We start from the raw sequence: 25,770 nt of genomic DNA, 5'->3' as shown, positions 1-25,770 counted from the left end.
AAGAGAAATTCATAACCTGGATTTCTCTTTTTTTTAACCTCAAATTCTAATGTTTGATGTATTTTTGTGGTCAATAATAAATATGGATTATATCAAGTCGTTCCGGAATTATTTAGCGCTACCAGTTGTACTTTTAGTTGCCTCCTGCTCATCCGGCTATAAGCTGGTGAAAGCAAATAGAGCAGAATATGCCATCAATAAGAATGTGGCGGTAGATAGTACCGTGATAAAAACTTACTTACCTTATAAAAAGCAGCTTGATGCTGAAATGAACCAGGTCTTAGGTTATTCTGATGTGCTGATGGTAAAAAGCAATGATCTTCCGGAAACCGTATTAGGAGATTTTTTCTCTGACGCTGCCCTTCAACAGTCCTTAAAGTATGACCCGACAATTGATTTTGCAATGCCTTCAACAAAAGGAGGGATACGGGTAGATGTTCCAAAGGGAGAGATTAAATTAACGAATATATTTGAATTGATGCCTTTTGAAAATGAGCTGGTTGCTTTTACTTTAAAAGGTTCGGATGTACAGGAACTGCTAAATTTTATTGCGGCCACGAATGGACAGCCAGTTGCTGGTTTACGCATGAAAATAGTACATAAGAAGCCTGTTGATGTTTTTATCAATGGTAAAGCATTTGATCCAAATAAAACTTATCGTGTGTTGACCTCTGATTATATAGCAGGCGGTGGCGACAATGCCCTGGGTTTTAAAGACCCTATTGAAAAAAAGGTGCTCGGCTTAAAAGTTAGAGAAGCACTTATTAATTATGTAAAAGAAAAACAAGCTGCAGGCCAGACTATTAGCCCTAAACTAGATGGAAGAATTACAAAAGATTAACCGTAGAGATTTTATCAAAACGGGAGGAATAGCCGCTGCTGCTACTGCATTGAGTTTAAGTTCCCTAAATGGCTTTGCCGCTGGCGATGTACTGAAATTAACCATATTACATACCAATGATGTACACAGTAGGATAGAACCCTTTCCTATGGATGGCTCAAAAAATCAAGGTTTAGGTGGTACGGCAAGACGTTCGGCACTGATCAAACAGATTAGAGCTAAAGAAGAAAATGTGCTGCTACTTGATGCCGGTGATATTTTTCAAGGTACACCTTACTTTAATAAGTTTGGTGGTGAGCTGGAAATTAAATTAATGAGCGCAATGGGGTATGATGCTGCAACAATGGGTAATCATGATTTCGATAACGGTTTAGCAGGCTTTAATAAGCAATTGCCACACGCAAATTTCCCAATATTGTGTAGCAATTACGATTTCTCGAACACCTTACTTAAGGGTGCTACACAGCCTTACAAGGTATTTAAAAAGGGTGGATTAAAGATTGGTGTATTTGGAATTGGCCTTGAACTGAAAGGTTTGGTTGAAGATAAGAATTACGGGGACACCATTTTTATTGATCCTGTTACAAAGGCAAATGAAATGGCTGATTTGCTAAAGCAAGATCTGAAGTGTGATCTGGTAATCTGCTTATCTCATTTGGGTTATAAATATGCTTCCAATAAAGTATCTGATCAGGTATTGGCCAAAAACAACAGAAATATTGACCTGATTATTGGTGGCCACACACATACCTTTATGGATCAGCCTGAAGATGTACAGAATCTGAGTGGGCGCATTACAACCATTAACCAGGTTGGCTTTGCAGGGATCAATTTGGGTAGAATAGATTATTACTTTGAACGGTATAAAGGCAAGCGGATTAAAACCGCTTCACCTTATATTATCTCAAACGAATTAGATAGTTAAATATATTTAGCAAAGGAAACCGCCACCTAAAAGGTCGTTTCCTTCATAAAATACTGCAGATTGTCCGGGTGCTATTGCCGATACATTGTGGTCGAATACTACACGCATTTTGTCGTTTTCCTGGACAATTGTACTTAGCATTCCAGCGTCTTTATAACGTATTTTAGTTACCACATTATCCATAGGTTCTAAAATACTCTCGTATTTAACCAGGTTTACATTTCTTACCAGTGCTTCTCTGCGTTCCAGTTCATCAGCTCTACCCAATACTACGGTATTACTCTCTGGAAGGATTTGGGTAACAAACATGGGTTCACCAAAAGCAATCCCCAGACCTTTTCTTTGTCCGATGGTATAGAATGGATAACCTTTATGTTGTCCTACAACCATGCCATTGCTGGTAATGAAATTGCCACCGGCAACACGTTGCTCTAAATCCTCTACTTTATGTTTTAAGAAAGCTCGGTAATCGTTGTCAGGTACAAAACAGATCTCATAGCTTTCGCTTTTCTTAGCCAGCTCTTCTTGTCCCATATCTAAAGCCATTTGTCTGATTTCAGATTTAGCAAAAGAACCTAATGGAAATTGTGTACGCGCAAGGTTTTCTTGTGAAACACCCCACAATACATATGATTGATCTTTGTTTTCGTCTTTACCTTTTGAAATGACATGACGTCCTGAATCCAACTGGCGGATATTAGCATAATGTCCGGTTGCGATAAACTCGCAATCCAATTTATTGGCCCGTTTTAACAAGGCTTCCCATTTGATATGGGTGTTACACAAAACACAAGGGTTAGGGGTGCGGCCTGCAAGGTACTCGTCCACGAAGTTATCGATTACAAAATCACCAAACTCGTCCCTGATGTCGAGGATATAATGCGGAAAACCGTAGTTAACGGCAAGGGTACGGGCATCATTAATGCTATCCAGACTGCAACAGCCTGTTTCCTTACTGTTACTTCCTGAAGTCGCGTAATCCCATGTTTTCATGGTTAAGCCAATCACTTCATACCCTTGTTCGTGCAACATTACAGCTGCTACTGAACTATCAACACCGCCACTCATGGCGACTAATATTCTACCGCGTTTACTCATAATTTTTTAATACTGACTCGGGTTCAAGGCCCGGCATATAAATACAAGCCGCAAAAGTAAGGCTTTTTAAGTAAAATTATGAGTAGGGGTAGTCAATTAGGTGTAAATAAAAATGCGGTTAGAAAATTCTTCCTAACCGCATTTTTATCATTCAATCATTTATAGACTACCAACCAAAATTTTGTTGAAATTTGGTTAAATCCATTTCACGTTGTGGAATTGGGAATAGATCGTGTTTGCCTTTGGTGGTATAACCAGGTGTTGCAACTGCATAATTAGGAGCGCCGGCAGTAATCCACCATGTTCCTAGTTTTTTAGCTGTATCCTTAACTGTTTCGTAGTATATGCCCCAACGGATTAAATCTAACTTTCTGTCGCCTTCAAAAGCCAATTCGAAAGCACGTTCTTTGTGAACAGCGTCACGGAAACCATTCACATCCAAACCTGCTGGTAAATCAGCTAAAGCGCTGGCTGTACCTATAGGCAAGCCATAACCACGTCTCCTTACCATATTTACGGCTGTGTAAGCGTCAGGAGTTGGTCCTTGTTTCCATTCGTTCAATGCTTCTGCATATATCAACAGTACATCTGCATAACGCAAAATATACCAGTTAACGTTGGAATAATCGTTATTGATCAGCTTATTGCTTTGAGGAACATATTTTTCGGTATCCCATTTGCCTGGTGTATAGTTTTGTTTTTCTTTCTGTTTCTTTGTCGGGTCCGCATCATTAGCTATTGCAAGCTGTTCGGTATCACTGGCGCCCTTTGCGCATAGTGTTTTTGTCGGACTGTATAGATAGTTAGCTACAGAAATATCTCTTCTTAAATCCTCGGGATAGTTACGCCAATCCAATACAAAAGTATGTACAACCTTCATGTTGCCTGCATTACTTCCACGGTCTGTACTGGTAGTAGTTTTAACACCGTTCCATTTACCAATACGACCTATCGGATCATTAGATCCATTAGTTGCTGTTGGAGAATAGAAAGTAACTTCAATTAAACTTTCTGTTGGATTCCAAAGACCAGCACCAGAGTTTTTCCATAGCTGCTCATAATTATCTAACAAACCGTGTTTGTTTGACTGAATTAATATTTGTGCAGTTTTAGCCGCCATTTCCCATTTAGATACATCTCTTACAGGATATCCGGCCCATGTTGCGTATACTTTACTCAATAAACCTAAAGCCGAACCTTTGGAAAGACGGAAGCTTTTATTACTTCTGTATGTATCATCTACAGCGTAAGGAAGATTGTCTATAGCATATTTCAAATCCTGTTCAATAAATTCATAAACTTTTGCCGGATCTTCCTGTACAAATGTATCAGGGGCCTGATTAGACATTGCTGTATTGGTGATTAAAGCGATATGGCCATACAGACGCAATAATTCAAAATAATATAGTCCACGCAAACCTTTGGCTTCGGCCAGATAAATTGTCGCCAATCGTTTATCAGCATCCGAATAATTAACCATTTTCTGTTCCAGGCTTTCGATGAAATCATTGGCATTGTATACAGAATTGTATAATTTAGCATAGGTGCCTTGTACTTCTGCCTGATTGGCTGTAAACGAATTGGTAGGAATAATACGGAAGTTTTCATTGGTGCTACCTTCTACCTGAGAAATATCAGTCCCCATTGTAAACAGGATAGATAGATTGAAACCATACAATTCATCTGTTGTCATGTTACGATAAACACCCAATAATACATTTTCGGCTTCCGCCGCATTGTTCATATACTTGTTTTTATCGATATCCGTTTTTGACTCTTCCATCAAGTAATCCTTACACGATGTGTTCATCATTAACGCAAGTACAGCTAGTATATAATAAATTTTTGTTTTCATTTCTTCTTTGTTTTTGATTAAAACTGAACTTCCACTCCAAATGTAAATACCTTACTTTTAGGGTATGCTCCCCAATCCAATCCTGGAGTCATTGGATTGTTACCTGATGTGCTCACTTCCGGATCGTAACCGCTGTATCCCGAAAAAGTAAGTAAATTTTGTGCTGAGGTAAATATTCTGGCACGTGACATATAAGCTTTTCTAGACCATTCGGCAGGTAAGGTATAACCTAATGAAACACTTTTCAATCTTATAAAAGAACCATCCTCAATAAAGCGCGAATAAACATCATTAGTCACATATCCATTAGTAGAAGGCACTAAGTTAGAAGCATGTGTAGGTGTCCATCTATCTGCAACCTCTGCCAGCATATTTCTACGTCCTGAACGGGATTGTGTAGCATATAAACGAGTTGCATTGTAGATGTCATTGCCATAGTTGAATTGTACCTGAACACCCAGATCAAACTTTTTATAGTTGAATGTATTGTTAAACCCGCCATAAAATTTTGGTATAGCATGTCCAATAACAGTACGGTCTTTAGTAGTGATTATTCCATCACCATCCTGATCTTTATATTTCACCATTCCCGGAGCTGGGTTTGTAAGACGTTTGTTATTGGTAACACCATCTTTTAAAATCAATTTTCCATCAGGCGTGGTATTGAAATCGCTATACTGATAGATGCCATCAAATTCATAACCATATATCAAACCTAAAGATTGGCCAACAATTGCAGCGTAATCATTTTCGGTAAAATTACTATCAAAACCAGAACGTGTGTACATGGTTGATGCACCAGATTGGAGTGCGATTAACTTATTCTTGATGAAAGAAATGTTAAAATTAGTTTCCCATGAAAAATCTTTGTTTAAAATAGGCTTACCTGTTATCGCTAATTCAAAACCTTTGTTTCTGATTTTTCCGATATTCTGATATTGAGACGAGAATCCTGTTAGCTGTGCAAGCGACTGAGCTAGTAAAAGATCTTTGGTATCTTTAATAAAGAAATCTGTAACCATAGTCACACGATTTTTTAAGAATCCCCAATCAATCCCCATATTAATGGTAGATGATCCTTCCCATTTCAGATTTTCGTTTTTGAGTTGTTTTGGAGTCAAAACGGTGTATGTAGTGCTACCAATACCATATTTTGACGTATTATAAAGATCTAATGAAAGGAAATTGGATATTCTATCATTACCAACTATTCCCCATCCTAAGCGAAGTTTAAGGTCAGATATAAGAGGTACATTTTTCATGAAATCTTCTTGTGAAATGCGCCATGCCCCGGAGAAAGAAGGGAAGTATCCCCATTTGTTTTTCTCAGAGAAAACAGTTGACCCATCTGCTCTTATTGTTGCAGTTAACAAATACTTATTGTCGTAATTATAATTTGCTCTGGCGAAGAAAGATAAAAGCTTTTTATCTGAATAGCCTGTGTTTACAATGCTTGGTGTAGCACCAACGCCTAAATTGTCATTACCCAGATTATCGAAAGGGAAATCCATCGCCTGACCTAACAAAAATTCAGAGCTGTTGAAAGACAACTCCTGACCTAGCATTACATCGTAAGAGTTTTTGTTATCAATTTTCTTTTTCCAGGTTAAATTGTTGTAATTAGTCCAACGCACGTTTTTACCCATTTGTGTTTGTCCATAAGGCCTTTGTCCATTACGGAAAGCCTCTTTTGAACCATTTTTATAAAACTGGTCGATACGTGTGTTGGTAGTGTTAAAGGTTCCTGCGGAGCGGAAAGTTAATCCTTTCAATATTTCCCAATTCACTGATAAATTGGAACCCCATAACTCTTCTGATCTGTCGTTGATGGTAGACTGTGTTTGTACGATAGGATTTACCTGGGCTAAACTTGTCCCGTCTTCCAGCATTACAGGATCGATAGCCGATGTCAAAAGTGCTTCATTATCTAGCGCTAATCCTCCGGTAGGCCTGGCGCTAAAAATCTGTGCCAACATATTAAATCTTCCGTTGTCTGCAGTAGTTCCAAGTCCTGATTTATTGGTCTTACCGTAGTTTATCGTCGCATCTACAGTAATGTTGTTGGTCAATTTTTGGTTGATTCTCATCTTGGCTGCTGTTCTGCCAAAATCGCTATTGTTGAATATACCGTTTTCATTGTATCTGTTTAGTGAGAAATTGTACTTGGTTGTTTCTACACCTCCACTTACTGAAATATTTTGATCATTGGACCAGGTAGGTTTAAATGTTTCATCTTGCCAATTTACGCCTTGTACACCAATATAATCCTCGGCCGACTGGTACTTGTAAGGTATTCCATTCGCATCTGCACCTGGTTTATAATAAGCTCCTGCATAGGCACTATTTACATCTCCTTGTAATTTTACAAATTCATACGGGCTCAATAAATCCAATGTCTTATTGATGGTACGGTAAGTACTCGAATTACTGTAATTTAACACTGGTTTTCCTACTTTTCCAGATTTGGTAGTAATTAAAACTACTCCGTTTGCTGCTCTTGCTCCATATATAGCGGAAGCAGATGCATCCTTCAGTACTTCTACTGATTCTATATCTGTATTTGGGAGAAAATTAAGATTACTCACTTCAAATCCATCTACAATATAAAGAGGAGAGGAGTTGCCTGTTAAAGTTCCGATCCCACGAATGTTGACATTAAATCCAGCACCTGGCTCACCATCAAGAGAGGTGATTTGTACACCCGCAACCTGGCCACCTAAAGCCCCTAAAACGGAAGCTGATTTAAAGCCTTCTACGTCTTTTCCTTTAACAGTAGAAACGGATCCGGTAAGGTCGCCACGTTTTACCGTATTATAACCTACTACAACAAACTCGTCCAACAACGCGGCATCTGGTTTTAATCTGATAGTTACATCTTCCTGATCACCAATCCGAATGGCTTGTTGTATGTAACCTATATAGGAAATCGTTAAGGTCTCACCTTTTTGTACGCGCAATGAAAAGGCACCTTTTTCATTGGTCATTGTCTTATTAACTTTTCCTGCTATGGATACTGTTGCTCCCAATAGGGGAGCATTTGTTTCGTCTAAAACTTTCCCTTTTAAGGTACGTTGCTGTGCGTACAGACTTACAGACCACAATAATGCCACGATGGCCATGATGATCCCCTTATTTACACTTATCTGCTTTATCATATGTTATATTGCTGTTCTTTTTAAAATTTCGTATCAAACCATAAAATAATAGGGAATAGCTGCGTTGTACTAGCTTGAGGATCTTTTCCATCAATTCCAAGGGTCATCTGCCCGGTCATGGCACCATTAGCGGCTTCACCATTGTAAGTCCATTTATTGGGATTAACTACTAATTCCAGGGTTGTTGCATCTACATAAGTCAAGGCTTGTGTAAGACTAGCCTTATTGTCATAATAGGAGAACGGCGCTCTTGCACTATAATTTGGACTCGTTGCCTTGCTCTCAGCATATTTATCAAAAAGCCCTTGCAAGAATGAGTTTGCTACGGTGGGTTGACCACTTAATTGAGTCCCAAAGAAATTGTAGTAATTGAAAGTCCTCCTATAATCTATTGTAAGTTGACTCTTATCAGCGATTCCGGAAATTACAGGTTTTACTGAACGACCACCAGTATTTGGATTTACCTGGAAAACGAAAGGCGTGTATTCAATTAATGCCATTTCATTGTTAGATGCTTTTACTGATTGTGAATTATGTATAAAAACCGGAGTTTGGACAGCATACTCTTCAGGTGTTCCTTTACCAGCTGTGGCCGTAACCATAAAAATACCACATGATGCTGCATTAACAGTGGTTAATGTGATCTGTCCTGTACTAGCATTTATTGTTGCAGTTCCCTGAATATTTTTAATATCATAGGTCAAGCCAACCTTTGCATCTGTTGTTGGAGTAGGCTTTACACTAGTAAGGGCCGCACCATTAGCTATACGGAATTGGTTTGCATAGTTTTCTGCAGGACTTAAACCCAGGTTATTGCCATACCTTACATAAGTGAAATAATTAGGATTTGCACCCACTGTAAGGGTAAAGGCGGCAATTGACTCATTTTTAGGATTTGTAGCTTTTACTTTTATGGTATAGGTTCCTAAAGCAATCGTATTACCTTTAAGAGCGCTGATACCACCTTGTGCATTTAAAGTAACTTTACCTTGTAATGCAGCGGGTAATTCTACAAATTCAAATCTAACTTCATCGCCTTTTAAACCGGCATCGGGACTTATATCAAAGGCAACCGCTTGTGTTGCATTTTTATTTTGATAACTAAATAATTGTATAGGTTCTATGAATTTAACCACATCCAGTACAAAGACGTCGCTAAAATCTACACCGTCCGGGGCATAAGCATTTTTTACATTTACCGTAACTTTATATTGTTGTCCTGCCGTAAATCCGTGATTTTCTGCAACAGAAATAACTCCGGTTTGTGGATTAATCGTTATTTTATTTGTAGCCGGGTTAATACTTTTGATGGAATAACTTAAGTTGTTTAAAGACCCCTTAACTACTGGCGCTTTACTGTTAAATGAGGTTTTTCCACTTTGTGCGGATTCTTCCTCTATCTTGCCTGATGATGGGGTGTAGGTTAGTGCCAAGGGCTTAGAAATAATATCTACTTCTACCGCATTCTGAAATATCCCTTCATCTGCTCCCGATGCGCCTGTTGTCAGCTTAAGCGAAAGCACGTATTTTCCTGGCAATAAAGTAGCATCTCCTCTTACAATAGATATAAGTCCGGTAGCCGATATTGCAAAGTATTTAGAAAAATCACTTTTTGCGATTTCATATTTTTTGATAGAAATATGATTTTTGTCTGTTGTTACCTGGGCAGTAGGCAATTCAACAGTGCTCTGTGGATCGATAATGTCTGCATAATTAACTGTCAGTTTGTTTGGAACTACAGTAATACCATCTGGGACAGGCTTCATCATATTGATTGCAATGGCATCTTTAAACTCATATCTTTTACCATTTGAATTACAGCTAACCGTAAGTTTGTACAGTCCAATCGGTATACCTGTTGTTTCCTTTATACTGATAGTTCCATCATCCTTATTGATTTCAAAACTACTGCCTGAATAGGTTGCACCATCTAATGTGATACTCACAATTTCAAAAGAATTTGGTTGGCTCCCGATGTAAGATGGAGATGCAATGACTCCTGTCATTGATGGCCCTATATCGGTCATACCAGTATAGTAAATTGCGAAAGATGTACTATCGACAACTTCTTGCTTTTTACATCCTGCAACAATGAGCAGCAATGCAAATACCCAGGATAGGTATCGTTTTAATATTAGGTTAGTATTTATTTGCTTCATAATATATGATTTTAAAGATTACAATTAAGATTATATGTTTTGCCGTCGATGTTAACTTCTAAAGCAACACCAGTTTCTTGAAAGGGCTGTGTAAAAGCAGCATTGATTTGGACTGTGCCAGCCTGATTGGTTGGATACAGTACCGTAATATAACGAGCTGTTTGCCCGGTACTTTTTGTCATATTAACCGTATATGCCTTACGGGTAAATTCAATACCCGGAGCGTATGAAACCTTTCCGCTAAATGGGAGGGTCGTTAGGTTATCACTTCCAAATGTCCTTATGATCATATTATTGCCATCTGCGAAATTGGTATGGGCACCGTTTTTATCAGCGCTTACGACAACTTCATTCTCTCCTTCACATAAATTGAAATTAAGATTTACCGTTCCACTCGCAGAACCTATACCTTCATCTACCAATACAAAAAATGTTTTGTTGACAAAAAATACATAGCGGCGAAGTTTGAGATTGGTATAACCCTGGTTTTCTGTCGCTACTATTTCAGATTGGCCGTTCGATACTATTGCGAGAGATTTCCCTTTGGCATTTGTGATGTTTTTATTGTCTAATGTCATTGTATTGTGTACCCTCGTTTGGCGGTACCACTCCCTTGCACTGTTATCCCCATCACTAGTATACGCATATACCCCTGCATCCGGGAAGAAATTGCGTCCTTTACAATAAAGTTCAAAGGTACAATTATCAGGTTGTTTATGACTCCATATTTGCATAGGATTATTTGAATAATTGTTGCTAAGAATAAACATCGTGGATAGCCTGTCCCAACCATTGCGTAACATATAAGTCCCGGATGTAGTAAATGCTTTGGGTGTAGTGGCAGGTACTGTTCCTTTTTTTCCATAAGAAGCCATATAAAGCAGCTCATTATCATCAGGAAACATTTCATTATACTTTATGAAATTACGATTGAGTACCGATCTTGTCCATGAGCTTTGTCTGGTATCATTAAAACCTGGTACGAACTGACTATTTGAGGCCGTAGTGGTGAAGTAATTGGGATAGGTAAAATGCATCACTATTTGTGCTGCTTTGTGCAAATAGTCATTAAAATTTGCTGCAACATTTCCTACAATAGACTTATTGGCATCTGCCAGTTTCATTACATCATAGAAATCAGCTATGGCGCTGATATGGTAACTAAAATCCAGTTCAAAGTGCATACCATCTTCCAAAAACTGTGTTTTAACTTCTGTACTTAATATCTTAAAGCCTGTATTCATCCATTCCGGAGCTTTTTTGAACTCTGGAAATAATACGCCTGCAAAAGCCAGGGCGCTACCCTGAGATATTAGAATATTACCGTCGGGGTAAGGATATTTAACCAGGAAATCAGAATGTTCGGCAAAATGAACCATAAATTCAGAAAACCATTCTGGTGTAAAATTTATAGAGTTTTTGTAGTATTCAAATAGTTGGGTTTGTCCTATAACACGTTCTGCAACTTGAAGCTGCCACCAGGTGGTTGTATTGGTACCTGTTTCGGGCATAGGATTTTTCGCCAGCCAATCCTTATACACACTAATCCATGATTGAATATATTTTTCGTTTTGAGTTGTCCTGTAAACTTTTGCCTGAGGAATAAACCATTGATGTCTGTGTAATTGCTTTTGGTATTCATTATCAGCTCCAGCAGGCTGAAATAACCAATTTATAGTACCACCATTATTTAGTGAGTATGGCATCTTTTTAACAGCATCTTCGTAATAGTTGTTCACGAAAAAGCGGTAATTATCTAACGCAAAATCTGCCTTAAGTTTATCGTCATCTGTAGCTGTTACATTAATTAACGAAAGACTGGGATTAACAACATTTGTACGTTGCCTGTAATATTCAAGAATAGCCTTTGTTGCCTCATATTGTTTGTCAGCTTCATATAGCGCTTTAGCCTTTTCCAGACCAGGATAATTTAGATTGATTAGTTCAAAAATTCTGGGGTTTATAACACTGTTGGGCTTCGTGGTTTCAGTATTCCCCGAATTACCAGGTGGTTTTCTAAGGGACTCTTTACTACAAGAAAAGAGTACAATAGCGATAAAAATTAAATTGAAATACTTCATCGGTTATAATTTGGTTAGTTTGGTTTTGGCTTAACTTTATATTATCAAAGATTGATGATATATAGTTTTTTGGAGTTCAATTTTGATTAATATCATTTAGATATTGGTTAATGCTGATTTTTTTGAGCATAATTTTGAGCAGGACTACTCAATTGGATGTAAAAGAAACCGGATAAAGCTGCGTTTATTGATTTGTGGTTTACAGACTATGTTCCTTGTGATGAGTATAAAAAGCAAAGCAACCCATTGTCGGGAAATATAGAAATGATCAGGAAGGGATTATCTGTTGTCTATCTATTAGATATATGGGAGGAGTACCAATAGCTAAACCGTGGACAATTGAAGGAGGTAAAGAATTACTGAAAGAAATTAAAACAAAGGGACTTGTTGCTTTACACAAAGGCCGGCACACCAGATCTGGGGTCGTTACCCTGAATTTGGTTTCTTCTGACATCAGATGGTTTTAACGGTTTTTTGATGATCTTTTTATTAAGCCCGCTAGCTGCACCATACAACAAGATACCTCCCAAAGTTATTTCTTCAATGCCACGAAGAAAAGTATGTCTACCTAAGCTGCGAATGCCTTTTTGTACCATATATACGCCCGCAATAACAGATATTAATCTTTTTCCGGTGTTTAATTCTTTTGTTTCGTACTTTGCTAATGACTCTATGATGGATAAGGTTAATTTCTCTTTTGCTTGCTGTAACATAAAAATATCAATTAAAATAGATACATAAGTAACGCTTTTAAAGTGATTTTGTTTTAAATGCGTTACAAATGATATCCTTTAAAAGTACCCTAGAGTCTATCCAACACCATTTTAATAGCTTTATTAACTACTTTATTTGGCTCTTTGCTGAACTCGAAATTTACTCTGCTAGCTAATATTGCATTTACTGACAAGGCCTTATGCCCAAGCACTTTTGCTAATGCGTAAATACCTGCAGTTTCCATTTCCAGATTTGTAATTCTATGATCCATATTTCTGAAGGAGTTGAGTAGGCCAATGAGGTTAGACACGGCATTTTTGGCTCTTACTTGTCTCCCCTGGGGGGCATAAAATCCCGGTGCAGTAACTGTTATTCCCTGCTCCATATCACTAGCAATTGATTTTAGCAGACTACTATCTGCTGCTGTGACATAAGGAGTAATGCCTTTTAAATGGGATAGATGTGTTTTGATACCATCTAGTAGACTATGCTCATCTCCAGACAATTCATGGATATAATAATTCATTAGTGCATCCAGACCAAGTCCAAAAGTGGAAGCCAATATGGTTCCCATTGGCACATCTGGCTGTATAGCACCTGAAGTACCAATTCGAATGATGTTTAAAGAGGTCAGGTTTTCTTTTACTTTACGGGTGCGGAAATCAATATTTACCAAAGCATCCAACTCATTAAACACGATGTCAATGTTGTCTGTACCAATCCCTGTTGAAAGGATGGTGATACGTCTTTTGCCAAGGTAACCGGTATGGGTAATGAACTCACGTTTTCCTTTACGAAGTTCAATTTCATCAAAGTGTTTTGATATTTCAGCCACACGATCAGGGTCACCAACGGTGATCACAGTGTCGGCAATATCCTCTGGCAATAGATTTAAGTGGTAAATACTGCCATCTGGATTAATAATTAAGTCTGCGGCTGATAATTCTTGTCCCATAATTAAAGTTAATAAAAACTAAGGTTATAATAAATTGATGAATGATTAGGCGGTAAAAAGGTATTTGGCTTTAAGGCCTTCAATTTTTTCTATTTTGCCTAGAATAGAATTGAGATTAGCTTTTCTGATCTCTATTTTTATGCTACAGGAGTTATCAAAATCCTGGGATAATACGTTTAGTTTTTCTTCCTTGATCAGCTTCATTACATCGTTCATCACCAGATAATCGAACTGAATCTCATAGATGTCGTTTACAGTTTTTTCTATAATCGTAGCAGCTTGCAATGCCTCTACTGCAGCTGTTTTATAAGCGTTAATAAGTCCCGGAACGCCAAGTAAGGTACCACCAAAGTAACGTACAACGACAATTAACAAATTGGTTATATCAGCCGATAGCATTGTATTTAAGATTGGCCTGCCGGCAGTTCCAGATGGTTCACCATCATCCTGAATACGAAATACACCTCTATCGGGACTTAAACGTAAGGCCCAGCAAAAATGCCTGGCTTTAGTATGTTCTGATCTTAATTTTAATAATATAGTTTTCACCTCATCATCAGAGAGAATGGGGTAGGCATAGCCTATAAATTTGCTGCCACGGTCTCTAAATACTCCTTCTGAAGGTTCGGCAATAGTTTTATAGGTGTCGTCGAACAGCATTAGGCAAAAGGATTGGTAATGAGTACTATGGCAACGAGTGCCAGAAATAAGCCCCAATAGTTCAGTTTATTTAATTTCTCTTTAAAAATGAATATACCTACAAAACTACCCACAATAATGACACCTATATTCATAGCAGCAAAGACTACTGAGGGGTTATCGGCCATTGCCCGATGTGCTTTAAGATAGCAGAGGATATTGAAGAAATTAAAGAAACCTAAAATACAGCCGCAAATAAAATTAATCAGCTCTAATTTTTGCTTTTTAACAACTGATAAATAAAAAATGTAGAGGAGTGAAATCATGAAAGCGAGTATAAAAATCACTATTAATGAGCTTGTATAAGGGATAGCCTTGATTTGAGCGACCTTTTTGAACAGAATATCAATAACGCCGAAACCTATGAAGACAAAAATTGGATACAACCAATTTAACCCTTCATTTTTCTGTACCGTCTTTTTATATAACGTGAAAAATATAGCGATAAAACCAACTGATAGTCCGGCTATTTTTAAAATGCTGAAATGCTCATTAAATAGAAAATATGCCGCTAAAAGTGGAATAAACAGCGATAGGCGTTGCGCTATATCAGTTTTTACTATTCCAATACTTCTTACTGATCCTGCCAAAAATAAGAACACTACCGGTAATAATACACCCAGAGCAATATAAATGGAATCTATTGGTGCAGATACCAAATCAGTTAAACTTGGCTTGTAGAAGATCAGACTTAAAACTATGGCAAATAGATAGTTCCAGGTTACGGCTTGGGTGATGTTGATTTTGTAACGTTTTGCGAGCTTTAATAATACGGCGACTGTAACACTACAGCAAATACTGAACAGGAGAAATATCATGAATGGTTGTTTAGAAAGATCGTTAATTTATCATTATTAAGCGTGAACTGATCGGCAATGTAGCCATTAATTTGTGGAGCTGGAATACCTGCTGACCAGATTTTGTTTGCACTCAAAATCCGGGCTTCATCCCATAGGTTTGCATCGATAAATTGATGAAGAATATTTGCTCCACCTTCGATAATAACTGATTGAATGTCCATAAGATACAGCTGAAAGGCTATTTTTTGAGGCAGATAATACTGCATATCTTCCATTTGTATATAGTGAATATTATCCTGCACTTCGGTTTTATGTTCATTAAATATAACCGTTTTGGCAAGTTTGTTATAAATGTGATTGCTTTGGGGAACTTGAAGATTGCGGTCTATTAAGATGCGTAAAGGGTTTTTACCTTCCCATTCTCTGGCGTTTAGCTGTGGGTTATCGGCAATTGCGGTCCGTTTTCCAATAAGAACAGCATCTTCTTCGGTACGCCACTTGTGTACAAGTGTTTTAGCCATAGGGCCACTTATCCATTCCTGGGCGCCATTTTTTGGTGCAAAGTAACCATCAGCAGTTTGTGCCCATTTTAAAATGACATATGGTCTCTGTTTGCGAATACGTGTAAAGAAGCGTCGGTTTAACTTGCTACATTCGGCCTCTAAAATACCCGTCACCACTTCAATGCCTGCATTTTTAAGTTTTTGGATCCCCTTGCCATCTACATCTTCAAATGGATCTTTATTACCTATAACAACCTTTTTAAGTTGGTGCTTGACCAACAGATCAGCGCAAGGAGGAGTTTTTCCAAAATGGGCACAAGGTTCGAGACTTACATAAGCTGTAGCATTAGCCAACAGCCTCGCTGCTTGATCTCCATACGCTTCAATAACGGACTTAATCGCATTGACTTCAGCATGTGCCTCCCCAAATTTTCCGTGATAACCTTCGCCAATGATCTTTCCATCGCTAACAATCACACAACCAACAAGCGGGTTTGGGCTTACGCTACCCATGCCCATGCTAGCTAGTTCCAGGCACCTTTGCATATATAACTCATCCGTCATTGAAGCAAAAGTAAGGTATATTGTTTGATTTAATTACTTTTGTGTGGTATGAATTTAAAAGAACTGCTGCAACATTTTACAATAGAACTACAGGACATTTATGGTGCTGAGGAGGTTTCATCCATCTTTTACATCACAACTGATCATATTTCTGGATTTAGTAGAGCCGTTACCATACTTAAGGGAGCTGAACTGCTTTCTGAACAGCAAGAGTCAGCTTATTTAAAGGTTTTAGCTAGATTAAAAACAGGAAAACCAATACAATACATACTTGAAGAGACCGTGTTTTATGGTCTGCCTTTTAAAGTGACTCCGGCAGTATTAATACCAAGGCCTGAAACAGAGGAACTGGTTGAATGGGTAATTGAAAGTAGCGCACTTGCAGAGGTTACAGGTTCTAGTCTACGCATAATAGATATTGGAACTGGGAGTGGCTGTATTGCTGTTTCTTTAAAAAAGTACCTTCCTCTTAGTGAAGTTTCTGCATTAGACGTATCTAAAGAGGCAATTGAAGTAGCTTCGGGTAATGCATCTTTAAATCAAGTAGATGTTAATTTCATTGAAGCCGATATACGTGAATTTAGTACCAGGCAAAAGTTCGATGTGATCGTTAGTAATCCTCCTTATATTACCGAGAAGGAAGAGGAGCAAATGCATCATAATGTATTGGATCATGAGCCACATATGGCTTTATTTGTACCTAACGAAAAGCCGCTGCTATTTTATGAAGCCATTGCAGATTTTGCCTCGGTATCGTTGAGTGATATGGGTTTGTTATTCTTTGAGATTAATGAGCATTATGGTAAGGAAATGATTGATATGCTTAGGTCTAAATCTTTTATTAACATTGAATTAAAAAAAGATATGCAGGGTAAAGACAGAATGATAAAGTGTCAGCGAGCGATTGCGCTTTAAGTTCTTGGATGAAATTCTGTAATTATACCTCTTAGATAATCTCTATCCAAATGGGTGTAGATTTCTGTAGTTGTAATGCTGGAATGGCCTAACATTTCCTGGATAGCTCTTAAATCTGCTCCACCTTCTATCAGATGCGTAGCAAAGGAATGGCGGAAGGTGTGTGGACTGATGCTTTTTTTTAATCCAGACTTTTCTGCAAGTGATTTAATAATACTAAAGACAGAAATACGTGATAGACGTGTACCGCCTCGATTTAAAAAGATATAATCTTCAAAGCCTTTTTTAATTGGAATATGTACTCTCGTTTCATGAAGGTAAATATTGATGTATTTTAGAGCCATCTTCCCTATGGGTACTAAACGCTCTTTATTTCCTTTTCCTGTAACACGTATAAACTCATTCTCTTCAAATACATCAGATATTTTAAGATTAATCAGCTCAGATACCCTTAATCCACATCCATATAGGGTTTCAAGAATGGCTTTATTTCGCATTCCATCAGGTTTTGACGCATCTATCACCTCAATCATAGCATTAATTTCGCGAATATCGATGGTGTCTGGTAAATGACGCGTTAGTCTTGGCGTTTCCAGCTGTGAAGAAGGGTCGGTAGCAATAACCTCTTCCAGCATCAGAAAACTAAAAAAAGATTTTAATCCGGATACTACCCGCGCCTGTGTACTGGCCAGCATACCTAAATCATTAATCCAGGATATGAAAAGCTTTAACTCAGCAGCACTAATGTCTTTTACCTGTGGAGTTTGACCTATAGATTCAAAATATTGAAATAGCTTATTTAAATCTCCAAGATAAGCCTCAATTGAATTTCCGGAAAGGGAACGCTCCAATTTGAGGTAGTTACGATAGGATTGCAGGTAGGGGTTATTAATCACAAAAAAAATTTTATACTCTTAGTTTTTAAGGCTAAGTTTGAAATGATGAAGATACAAATTATTAATGGCCCAAATTTAAACCTTTTAGGACTTCGTGAACCCGGTATTTACGGTAACCAGAGTTTTGATGAATATATTAAAACGCTGCGCGATATGTACAGCATTATTGAAATAGACTATTTTCAAAGTAATGTAGAAGGTGAGCTGATTAATAAATTGCATGAGGTTGGTTTTACTTATGATGGCATTGTGATTAATGCAGGTGGATACACGCATACCTCTGTAGCTATTGCTGATTCGATTGCAGCCATTAAAACTCCTGTGATTGAGGTTCATATATCCAACATTTATGCACGCGAAGAATACCGTCATGTATCGCTTACGGGCAAAAATTGCAAGGGGGTTTTAACAGGTTTTGGTATGGATGGTTATCGTTTAGCTATTGAAAGCTTACTAAAACAGTAATTACAACTGGCTAAAAAACCTGATCTTTTTAATAAAATAGGCCCATATAATGCTGGAAGGGTAGAGTCCGGTATGCTTTAAAAAAGGTATTTGATGATGACCGCGCTTTGCACCATTTTGTTGTAAATCGCATAAGAAATGATAATGCGCTCTATTTATTGCCCATGCAAATTCTGTTTTGCCTTGCAATAAAAAATGTATCCAGGCCACAAAATCTAAGCACATCCTAATAAAGATCCTAAAGTATGCATCACTTATGGGTAGGTTCTTTTGCATTAGAACCAGATTGTTCCTAAAATTAAGGTAGGCTTTATGAGGATTAGCCGCATCTAAGGTGCCACCACCAACATGGTAAACTTCGGCTGCAGGACAATAAATAACTTTATAGCCAAGGTTTTTTAAACGCCAGCAAAGGTCAATCTCCTCCATGTGGGCAAAGAAATCATGATCTAATCCGCCAACTTCTTTCCAGTATTTGCTTTTAATAAACAAGGCTGCTCCGCTGGCCCAAAAAACCTCTACTTGGTCATCATATTGGTTTGTATCACGCTCTATAGTGTCAAATATACGCCCTCTGCAAAAAGGGAAGCCATGCAAATCAAGGTATCCTCCGGCTGCACCGGCATATTCAAACTGAGTTTTATCTTTTTGCCATTTAATTTTAGGCTGTGCAGCAGCTATTTTATCATCCATTTCCATGGCATCAATAACCGGCTGAATCCAGTTCTCAGGTACTTCGACATCGGAATTTAATAGCACGTAATAATCGGCTTCAATTTGATCCAATATTTTACCATAGCCTTCAGCAAAACCGTAATTATGATCGTTAACAATCACTTTAACATCAGGGTAATTTGTCGTTACGAAGGCAATAGAAGCATCAGTGGAGGCGTTATCGCCCACTATAAGCTTTAAATTTGGGTAAACCGATTTTACTATACTGGGTAAAAACTGCTCTAGCAACGCCTTACCATTCCAATTTAAAATTACTACTGCTACACTTGGTATTGTCATTATTCTGCGTTAACTGGTTTGTGTTTCCATCGCCTGTGGCTCCAAAGCCAATAAGCGGGTTCTTCATTAAGAATATCTTCTAATAAGGCAAATTGTAGATTTGTGATTTCATATTCCCTGGTTGCCTTAGGATTAAGACATAACGGAATGCAATCTACTTCGTAATAGCCTCTTTTAATTACTTTAGTTTTAAAATAGAATATAGGCCTGTTGGTTTGTAATGCAATTTTTTCCAATCCCAATAATACAGGTGTTGGCTGATTCATAAAATTGATCCAGTAATGGGCCTCACTGCCTACAGGAGTTTGATCGCCGGCAAAACAAAACATGGTAGGCTCATTTCTAACTGCCGCCAATGATCTTAGTGTCTGACGCATAGAAATAAACTTGTTGCCATATTGGGTACGGATTTTGTAAAACCAGGCATCGAACACCTTATTGCTTAATGGCTTATAAATCACATACTCTGGTTTCGATAATTCAATCCCTAAAGCCAGCATACATAGTTCCCAATTACCATAATGCCCAGTACAAGCTAGCACACTTTCACCTTTATTAAAATATTCCTCAATTTGGTCGAGGTTATTAAATTTTACACGTTTTTTTAGTTCTGAACGGGAGATAGAGCCCATTTTAACGACCTCGACAATAAGATTAATCAGGTACCTAAAATACTTTTTTTCTATGTGCAGGATCTCTGCTTCTGATTTCTCCGGAAAAGCCTTGGAAAGGTTCTCATGAACAACTTGTTTACGGTAAGGATATATATAATAGATGATATAATACCCTAAAGTTGCAAGTGGATATAGCAGCGAAAGGGGCAGAAGGGATAAAAAGTTCAAAAAAAATATTCCTATATAAGAAAAGCTTTTTTTTATCATTAATTTGGCGAATTGAGAATGCAAACATAAAATATCAGATGCAAAGTTCAGCTATATTCCCTCTTTTTTATCTTCCACCAGTTGGCTACTTCTCTGGTTTGAAAGACTTTGATTACAATTTTTTAATAGAGAAAGAAGAGCATTTCCCCAAGCAAACGTATAGAAATCGTACTAGAATATACTCACCCAATGGCCATTTGGATTTAATAATCCCTGTAATCAAGGGTTCAAAGGTTCATACTAAGATTAAAGATGTTAAAATTAGTAATGATTTTAACTGGCAAAGGCTACATTGGAAGAGCTTTGAGAGCTGTTATAGAAACTCAGCTTACTTCGAATTTTATGAAGATGAGTTTTCGAAGTTTTACCATCATAAATTCGAATACTTGTTTGATTTTAACCTTGAGTTATTACAGTGGTTATTTAAGCAACTTAAAAAGGAACCTACGATTGGCTTTACTACCGAATACGTAAAAGAAATAGACCCTGCGTTGGATTTCAGGGCAAAAATCCATTTTAAAAATACCATAAATGATAGTGATTTTAAGCCTTATTTCCAGGTTTTTGATGATAGAGAGGGCTTTAAACCAAACTTAAGTATTGTTGACCTGTTGTTTAATCAAGGTCCGCAAACCAAATCATATCTGTGATGTATGAGTAAATCAGCAAAGCACAAGCGTAAACGTAAGAATTACTCCTTACGAATGGCCGGTTCTAGTCCGGGTATTGTATATATTGATGAGCAAGCTTTAAAGCCAATTATTATCTTTCATACCTATAATGATTATACCTATGAAGTTAAGGAATTGGATAATATTGAAAATCTATCAAGGGTAATTACCAATAGTGAGTTTAATTATTGGATAGAAATTAAAGGCTTAGGATCTTTGGATTTGTTTGAAACCTTGAATAATGATTTTGGAATCAATAGATTGATTTTGGAAGACATTACGACTCCAAATCAAAGACCAAAGCTGGAAGAATACGGTAAATACGATTTTGCAATTAGCAGAATGCTTCATTTTGATGAACAAAAGAATATGGATAATGACCAGGTTTCTTTTATTTTAATGCAAAATACATTGTTTACATTTCAAGAGGGCTATAAAGATTGTTTAGATCCGGTTCGTGCGAGGCTGATCGCAGGGAAAGGAAACATCCGAATTGCAGGCAGCAGCTATTTGATGTATGCAATAATGGATATCATTATTGATACTTATTTTGTGATATTGGGTGCATGGGGGGAAGAACTGGACCTTATAGAGGATCGGTTATTTGATAAACCAGATAGAAGTGTGATGTATGACACCCAACGGGTTAAACGAAATTTGATTAATGTAAGAAGGGTAGTTTGGCCAGAAAGAGATAAATTGAGTGACATACTGAGAAGCGACAGTCTGCTCATCCCTGATCAGACTAAAATGTATATCCGTGATGCTTATGATCATTGCATACAAATTATCGATATGGTAGAGTCATTGAAAGAGATTTCGGCCAGTAATATTGATATGTATCTGTCCATCATCAGCAATAGAATGAATGAGATTATGAAGGTGCTAACCATTATTTCATCTATTTTTATCCCTTTAACTTTTATTGCCGGTATCTATGGGATGAACTTTGCCAGTGCTGATCCTATAACTGGAAAATTATTGCCTCAAAACATGCCAGAACTTTATAAAGAGCATGGCTATTTGTACACCATAATCGTTATGGGCCTAATCGCCATATTACAAATCATATATTTCTGGCGCAAAGGATGGTTTAAATAACAGGGTTATTCTTACATTTGCCACCTTATGCAATCTTTCGAACTCGACAAGACAGATGTATCCAGGATTAGCTACATTTTACTTTAATAAACTAAATATATGCAACCAACAAAACACAATTGGACTAAAGAAGAAATCTCGGCTATTTATCATAAGCCTTTTCTTGACTTAGTTTATGAAGCTGCAACTATACATCGTGAAAATAAAGACTATTCGGAAGTTCAGGTTAGTTCCCTGATCTCTATTAAAACAGGTGGCTGTGCAGAGGATTGTTCTTATTGCCCACAGGCAGCTCGCTATCATACGGACTTAGAAGTTCAACCGCTGATGCAGGTGAGCCAGGTCGTTACTGCTGCTGTAAAAGCAAAAGAGGGGGGAGCATCACGCTTATGTATGGGGGCTGCATGGAGAGAAGTGCGTGACAACCGCGATTTTGATCGCGTTATAGAAATGGTGAAAGCGGTAAACGAGATGGATATGGAAGTTTGCTGTACTCTAGGTATGCTTACGGAAAGTCAGGCTCAAAAGCTAGCGGATGCGGGCTTGTACGCATATAATCATAACATCGATACTTCTGAAGATGACTATAAACGTATCATTTCTACAAGGACTTATGACGACCGCTTAAATACCATTAAAAACGTACGTAAAGCAAAATTAACTGTTTGTAGTGGTGGAATTATTGGTCTGGGTGAAACAACTGAAGATAGGGTTTCTATGCTGCAGACCTTAGCCAATATGGAGGTTCATCCGGAATCTGTTCCGGTAAATGCACTTGTACCTGTAAAAGGTACACCATTAGAAGACCAACCACGTGTTCCAATATGGGATATGGTTAGGATGATTGCTACTGCGCGTATTGTAATGCCTAATTCAGTGGTGCGATTGTCTGCAGGAAGAAATGAAATGAGTACTTTGGAACAGGCGTTTTGCTTTATGGCCGGTGCGAGTTCCATATTTGCAGGTGATAAATTATTGACTACGCCAAATCCAGCTTTTGTAGATGATATGGCCATGTTTGAGTTACTGGGATTAAAAACCAGGGAAGCTTTTAAAAATGGTAGACCGGTAAATACAGTTAACAGAACTGAAGAAGCAACAGCTAATTAATAGCTGTTGTTTTTGTGGCCTTAGAATAAATTATATTTTAATTTTTTCGGATAGCTTAAAAATGTCATAGGCCACCTTTTGAATAAGATCAATTTGCTCAGCAATCATTACTTCGTCCTTTTGATTCTCTATTGATTCGCTAATATTTCTTCTGATTAAAGGAACATTGCTGGTTATCCCCTTATTGGCCTGAAGATTCTCTATAGCCATATTTAATAGGTAATTCGTATTTTGAATGACTGGCTTAAGTGTATCAAAATCAGAAACAACAAAAGCATGTTCTTTCTTATATAAGGAAAGGGTAGCTATATAAGAGGAGAGGTGATGATTTAAAGCAGTAAACTGATGGATTTCGGCCATGGATACCTGTTTACTTTTAGGCTCTGAGAACATACGTTGGAAAAGTGAAGCTAAATTGGCTGTTGTTACGTACACTTCTTTACGGGCAACCTTGTAATTGGTAAGATTTTGAACGCCATTTGTATACAAGAAAACTACTTCTTCAAAATACTTCATATTAGCTTTTAATGTGTCCAGCATTGCTTCTTTAAGCTTTTCATATTCCCAATAAGGGAATAAGGAATAACTGGCCAGTAAGGCAATCCCCGAACCAATAAGCGTATCATAAATACGTTCACGTGCTATGGATAAACTTCCCATCCCTAAAAAATCAAACAACACCAGGATATAGGGAGTCATGAACAGCACACTTACTACATAATTTTTACGTTGAAAGCTATAAGCACCAATCATACAGAAAAGCAGAATAACAAATAAGGTATTTTTATCATGAATATAAAGGAGTATACCCATTCCAATAAATGCACCGACAACGGTTCCTATGATACGCTCGTAATTTCGTTTTTTAGTTAGACTAAAGCCGGGTTTAGAAATTACCAATATGGTAAGCAATATCCAATAACTATGAGAAAATCCTAATAACTTAGCGATAATAAAACCAATAAGCATTACCGTAGCAACACGAAGCGAATGCCTGAAAGTAGATGAACTAAAAGTAATATTATCAAAGAATAACTCAGGATCTAAACTTTGCCTGGTTACAAATTTTTCTACTTCTATTTCTCTGGGCTTTAAATTTTTCTTTTCTTTCTTATTGAAATAGCTATTAATTGTCTTAACCCGCGAAAGAATATTTTCGATATTGACTTCTATGTTTTTTAGCGCAATGATGCCCAATGTATTATACTTGCCTTCAGTATTGTTACTTTCGAGTTGGATAATCTCATTTCTTAATGTTTCTACATCTTCAATAAGGGTGGTTGGTAGGCTAGGAATACCACCTGTTTTTAATGAAAAAGCGATATCATCCAGTTCATCTGCTATTTTTATAATTACGGATTCATAATGCTTTAAAATACCTGTAGAGTCGAACTGTTCATGCAGTTGTTTGTAATTGTAATAGGTTGACATGACTTGCTCAAATAGGTCAACCATATCCACAAACACTAATAGTAAAAACCTTCCTTCAGGTGTAGATTCCCTTACAATTTCCCTGGTTTTAAACAGCACCTCTCGTACATCATCTTGTTTTTCATGTACAAGCACCTGAAGCTGCAGTAAATCAGCATAATTGTCATCATAATCGATATTTTTATGATAAAATTTAGCTTTTGCCCTTAAGAAAAGACTTACTTCATGAATGGAATCACTTAAAGTTTGCTGCACAATGCGATAGGGGCGGATCCTATAAAAAAAATAACTCAAGAGGGTATACCAGATGCTACCAATAAAGATAAGTGCCGATGAAAATAACACCTCTTTCCAGGGCCTAATGTCGTCGATACTTAAAACCATGATGAGTAAAACCGCGGTACCAATAGATGCAGCCCTTAATCCATACAAGAAGAACATGGAGAAAACAAAGCTAAAAAGCACAACTAGAAGCCCGGTGAAATAGATATTGCTATTGGTTAGACCAACTATGATAAATGTCAAAGTGATGAGCCCTGTTGTGATCAGCATCGCATTCCTGCGGTGTATAATTGGTCCTGGTGTATCCACAACACTGGCGCATAACGCACCAAGCGAAAGTGTCATTCCGTACTGAATAAGACCAAACTGAGCGAGAATGAGCGATGGACAAAGAACGCCAAGTGTAATACGTAATCCATCAGCAAAATAAGTACTTAGCAAAAAATCATGAATACTTCTGACGGGGCGATTTAACATACTGCAAATTTATAATTAATGCATACAACTACTTGACCTTTGTTGGTAGTAATATCAGCATTTTTTAGATTTAATTAATTTAAAAGACAAAAAATATTTGCAGCACAAGAGGGTTTAACATAAAATACTACTTAACATAATATTAATTATATAACTTATTTATAAGAGAAGTAGTATA

21 protein-coding genes are annotated in these 25,770 nt (G+C 37.4%); 7 read left to right on the top strand and 14 right to left on the bottom strand.

Going from position 1 to position 25,770, the window contains the following annotated elements:
- The first annotated feature begins 82 nt into the window (after positions 1-82).
- Positions 83-841 carry a 5'-nucleotidase C-terminal domain-containing protein gene (locus P0Y49_10105; GenBank protein ID WEK21489.1) on the top strand — a complete coding sequence of 253 codons (759 nt, stop codon included), beginning with the start codon at positions 83-85 and terminating at the stop codon, positions 839-841.
- A complete protein-coding gene (locus P0Y49_10100) occupies positions 819-1,766 on the top strand; it encodes a metallophosphatase (protein WEK21488.1) in 948 nt (315 codons plus the stop codon). Before P0Y49_10105 ends, P0Y49_10100 begins: the two co-directional genes overlap by 23 nt.
- A gap of 6 nt (positions 1,767-1,772) precedes the next feature.
- On the opposite strand, the gene mnmA is transcribed toward P0Y49_10100, so the two are convergent.
- The 10 genes from mnmA to ribD form a co-directional block, all read right to left on the bottom strand.
- Complete coding sequence (mnmA, locus tag P0Y49_10095; GenBank protein ID WEK21487.1) at positions 1,773-2,864, bottom strand: tRNA 2-thiouridine(34) synthase MnmA; 1,092 nt, start codon at positions 2,862-2,864, stop codon at positions 1,773-1,775.
- A gap of 166 nt (positions 2,865-3,030) precedes the next feature.
- Entirely contained in the window at positions 3,031-4,719 is a 1,689-nt protein-coding gene (locus P0Y49_10090; protein ID WEK21486.1) for a RagB/SusD family nutrient uptake outer membrane protein, read from the bottom strand.
- Positions 4,720-4,736: 17 nt separating this feature from the next.
- A complete protein-coding gene (locus tag P0Y49_10085; GenBank protein WEK21485.1) occupies positions 4,737-7,874 on the bottom strand; it encodes a TonB-dependent receptor in 3,138 nt (1,045 codons plus the stop codon).
- A 20-nt stretch (positions 7,875-7,894) separates the two neighbouring features.
- The gene (locus tag P0Y49_10080) at positions 7,895-10,033 is read right to left on the bottom strand and encodes a DUF4958 family protein (GenBank protein ID WEK21484.1); all 2,139 of its coding nucleotides are present in this window, start codon (positions 10,031-10,033) and stop codon (positions 7,895-7,897) included.
- Positions 10,034-10,044: 11 nt separating this feature from the next.
- Positions 10,045-12,114 carry an alginate lyase family protein gene (locus P0Y49_10075; GenBank protein WEK21483.1) on the bottom strand — a complete coding sequence of 690 codons (2,070 nt, stop codon included), beginning with the start codon at positions 12,112-12,114 and terminating at the stop codon, positions 10,045-10,047.
- 392 nt (positions 12,115-12,506) lie between these two features.
- On the bottom strand, positions 12,507-12,827 hold the full coding sequence (locus tag P0Y49_10070; protein ID WEK21482.1) for a hypothetical protein: 321 nt from the start codon (positions 12,825-12,827) through the stop codon (positions 12,507-12,509).
- 89 nt (positions 12,828-12,916) lie between these two features.
- The gene (locus P0Y49_10065) at positions 12,917-13,783 is read right to left on the bottom strand and encodes a nucleoside phosphorylase (protein WEK21481.1); all 867 of its coding nucleotides are present in this window, start codon (positions 13,781-13,783) and stop codon (positions 12,917-12,919) included.
- Positions 13,784-13,828: 45 nt separating this feature from the next.
- Positions 13,829-14,443, bottom strand: coding sequence for a YigZ family protein (locus tag P0Y49_10060; GenBank protein WEK21480.1), 615 nt, complete (start codon positions 14,441-14,443; stop codon positions 13,829-13,831).
- Positions 14,443-15,300 (bottom strand): DMT family transporter, encoded by an 858-nt coding sequence (locus tag P0Y49_10055; GenBank protein ID WEK21479.1) that lies wholly within the window; start codon positions 15,298-15,300, stop codon positions 14,443-14,445. The genes P0Y49_10060 and P0Y49_10055 overlap by 1 nt, the downstream gene beginning before the upstream one ends.
- Complete coding sequence (gene ribD, locus P0Y49_10050; protein WEK21478.1) at positions 15,297-16,349, bottom strand: bifunctional diaminohydroxyphosphoribosylaminopyrimidine deaminase/5-amino-6-(5-phosphoribosylamino)uracil reductase RibD; 1,053 nt, start codon at positions 16,347-16,349, stop codon at positions 15,297-15,299. The genes P0Y49_10055 and ribD overlap by 4 nt, the downstream gene beginning before the upstream one ends.
- A 48-nt stretch (positions 16,350-16,397) precedes the next feature.
- On the opposite strand from ribD, the gene prmC reads away from it, so the two are divergent.
- Entirely contained in the window at positions 16,398-17,264 is an 867-nt protein-coding gene (gene prmC / locus P0Y49_10045) for a peptide chain release factor N(5)-glutamine methyltransferase (GenBank protein WEK21477.1), read from the top strand.
- Here the strand turns inward: prmC and xerD are convergent.
- Entirely contained in the window at positions 17,261-18,160 is a 900-nt protein-coding gene (gene xerD / locus P0Y49_10040) for a site-specific tyrosine recombinase XerD (GenBank protein ID WEK21476.1), read from the bottom strand. The genes prmC and xerD overlap by 4 nt on opposite strands.
- A gap of 45 nt (positions 18,161-18,205) precedes the next feature.
- Here xerD and aroQ point away from each other — a divergent pair, with 45 nt between their 5' ends.
- Complete coding sequence (gene aroQ / locus P0Y49_10035; protein WEK21786.1) at positions 18,206-18,625, top strand: type II 3-dehydroquinate dehydratase; 420 nt, start codon at positions 18,206-18,208, stop codon at positions 18,623-18,625.
- Here aroQ and P0Y49_10030 read toward each other — a convergent pair whose 3' ends face one another.
- Together P0Y49_10030 and P0Y49_10025 are read right to left on the bottom strand one after the other, a co-directional pair.
- Entirely contained in the window at positions 18,626-19,639 is a 1,014-nt protein-coding gene (locus P0Y49_10030) for a glycosyltransferase family 2 protein (GenBank protein WEK21475.1), read from the bottom strand.
- Positions 19,639-20,481, bottom strand: coding sequence for a lysophospholipid acyltransferase family protein (locus P0Y49_10025; GenBank protein ID WEK21474.1), 843 nt, complete (start codon positions 20,479-20,481; stop codon positions 19,639-19,641). The genes P0Y49_10030 and P0Y49_10025 overlap by 1 nt, the downstream gene beginning before the upstream one ends.
- 77 nt (positions 20,482-20,558) lie before the next feature.
- Between P0Y49_10025 and P0Y49_10020 the strand changes: the two genes are divergently transcribed.
- The 3 genes from P0Y49_10020 (at position 20,559) to bioB (ending at position 23,402) form a co-directional block, all read left to right on the top strand.
- Positions 20,559-21,170, top strand: coding sequence for a WbqC family protein (locus tag P0Y49_10020; GenBank protein WEK21473.1), 612 nt, complete (start codon positions 20,559-20,561; stop codon positions 21,168-21,170).
- A 3-nt stretch (positions 21,171-21,173) separates the two neighbouring features.
- Entirely contained in the window at positions 21,174-22,292 is a 1,119-nt protein-coding gene (gene corA / locus P0Y49_10015; GenBank protein ID WEK21472.1) for a magnesium/cobalt transporter CorA, read from the top strand.
- A 99-nt stretch (positions 22,293-22,391) separates the two neighbouring features.
- Positions 22,392-23,402 (top strand): biotin synthase BioB, encoded by a 1,011-nt coding sequence (gene bioB / locus P0Y49_10010; GenBank protein WEK21471.1) that lies wholly within the window; start codon positions 22,392-22,394, stop codon positions 23,400-23,402.
- A 30-nt stretch (positions 23,403-23,432) separates the two neighbouring features.
- On the opposite strand, the gene P0Y49_10005 is transcribed toward bioB, so the two are convergent.
- Positions 23,433-25,592 (bottom strand): FUSC family membrane protein, encoded by a 2,160-nt coding sequence (locus P0Y49_10005; GenBank protein ID WEK21470.1) that lies wholly within the window; start codon positions 25,590-25,592, stop codon positions 23,433-23,435.
- Positions 25,593-25,770 lie beyond the last annotated feature (178 nt).

The organism is Candidatus Pedobacter colombiensis (assembly GCA_029202485.1).
In the GTDB taxonomy this organism is placed as follows: domain Bacteria; phylum Bacteroidota; class Bacteroidia; order Sphingobacteriales; family Sphingobacteriaceae; genus Pedobacter; species Pedobacter colombiensis.
Note: the sequence above shows the minus strand (reverse complement) of the source record. Positions and strands in the feature narration are given on the sequence as shown.

Coding starts and splice junctions, on each gene's coding strand:
- P0Y49_10105 (WEK21489.1), top strand. CDS start 83: ATGGATTATATCAAGTCGTTCCGGAATTATTTAGCGCTACCAGTTGTA.
- P0Y49_10100 (WEK21488.1), top strand. CDS start 819: ATGGAAGAATTACAAAAGATTAACCGTAGAGATTTTATCAAAACGGGA.
- mnmA (WEK21487.1), bottom strand. CDS start 2,864: ATGAGTAAACGCGGTAGAATATTAGTCGCCATGAGTGGCGGTGTTGAT.
- P0Y49_10090 (WEK21486.1), bottom strand. CDS start 4,719: ATGAAAACAAAAATTTATTATATACTAGCTGTACTTGCGTTAATGATG.
- P0Y49_10085 (WEK21485.1), bottom strand. CDS start 7,874: ATGATAAAGCAGATAAGTGTAAATAAGGGGATCATCATGGCCATCGTG.
- P0Y49_10080 (WEK21484.1), bottom strand. CDS start 10,033: ATGAAGCAAATAAATACTAACCTAATATTAAAACGATACCTATCCTGG.
- P0Y49_10075 (WEK21483.1), bottom strand. CDS start 12,114: ATGAAGTATTTCAATTTAATTTTTATCGCTATTGTACTCTTTTCTTGT.
- P0Y49_10070 (WEK21482.1), bottom strand. CDS start 12,827: ATGTTACAGCAAGCAAAAGAGAAATTAACCTTATCCATCATAGAGTCA.
- P0Y49_10065 (WEK21481.1), bottom strand. CDS start 13,783: ATGGGACAAGAATTATCAGCCGCAGACTTAATTATTAATCCAGATGGC.
- P0Y49_10060 (WEK21480.1), bottom strand. CDS start 14,443: ATGCTGTTCGACGACACCTATAAAACTATTGCCGAACCTTCAGAAGGA.
- P0Y49_10055 (WEK21479.1), bottom strand. CDS start 15,300: ATGATATTTCTCCTGTTCAGTATTTGCTGTAGTGTTACAGTCGCCGTA.
- ribD (WEK21478.1), bottom strand. CDS start 16,349: ATGACGGATGAGTTATATATGCAAAGGTGCCTGGAACTAGCTAGCATG.
- prmC (WEK21477.1), top strand. CDS start 16,398: ATGAATTTAAAAGAACTGCTGCAACATTTTACAATAGAACTACAGGAC.
- aroQ (WEK21786.1), top strand. CDS start 18,206: ATGAAGATACAAATTATTAATGGCCCAAATTTAAACCTTTTAGGACTT.
- P0Y49_10030 (WEK21475.1), bottom strand. CDS start 19,639: ATGACAATACCAAGTGTAGCAGTAGTAATTTTAAATTGGAATGGTAAG.
- P0Y49_10020 (WEK21473.1), top strand. CDS start 20,559: ATGCAAAGTTCAGCTATATTCCCTCTTTTTTATCTTCCACCAGTTGGC.
- corA (WEK21472.1), top strand. CDS start 21,174: ATGAGTAAATCAGCAAAGCACAAGCGTAAACGTAAGAATTACTCCTTA.
- bioB (WEK21471.1), top strand. CDS start 22,392: ATGCAACCAACAAAACACAATTGGACTAAAGAAGAAATCTCGGCTATT.
- P0Y49_10005 (WEK21470.1), bottom strand. CDS start 25,592: ATGTTAAATCGCCCCGTCAGAAGTATTCATGATTTTTTGCTAAGTACT.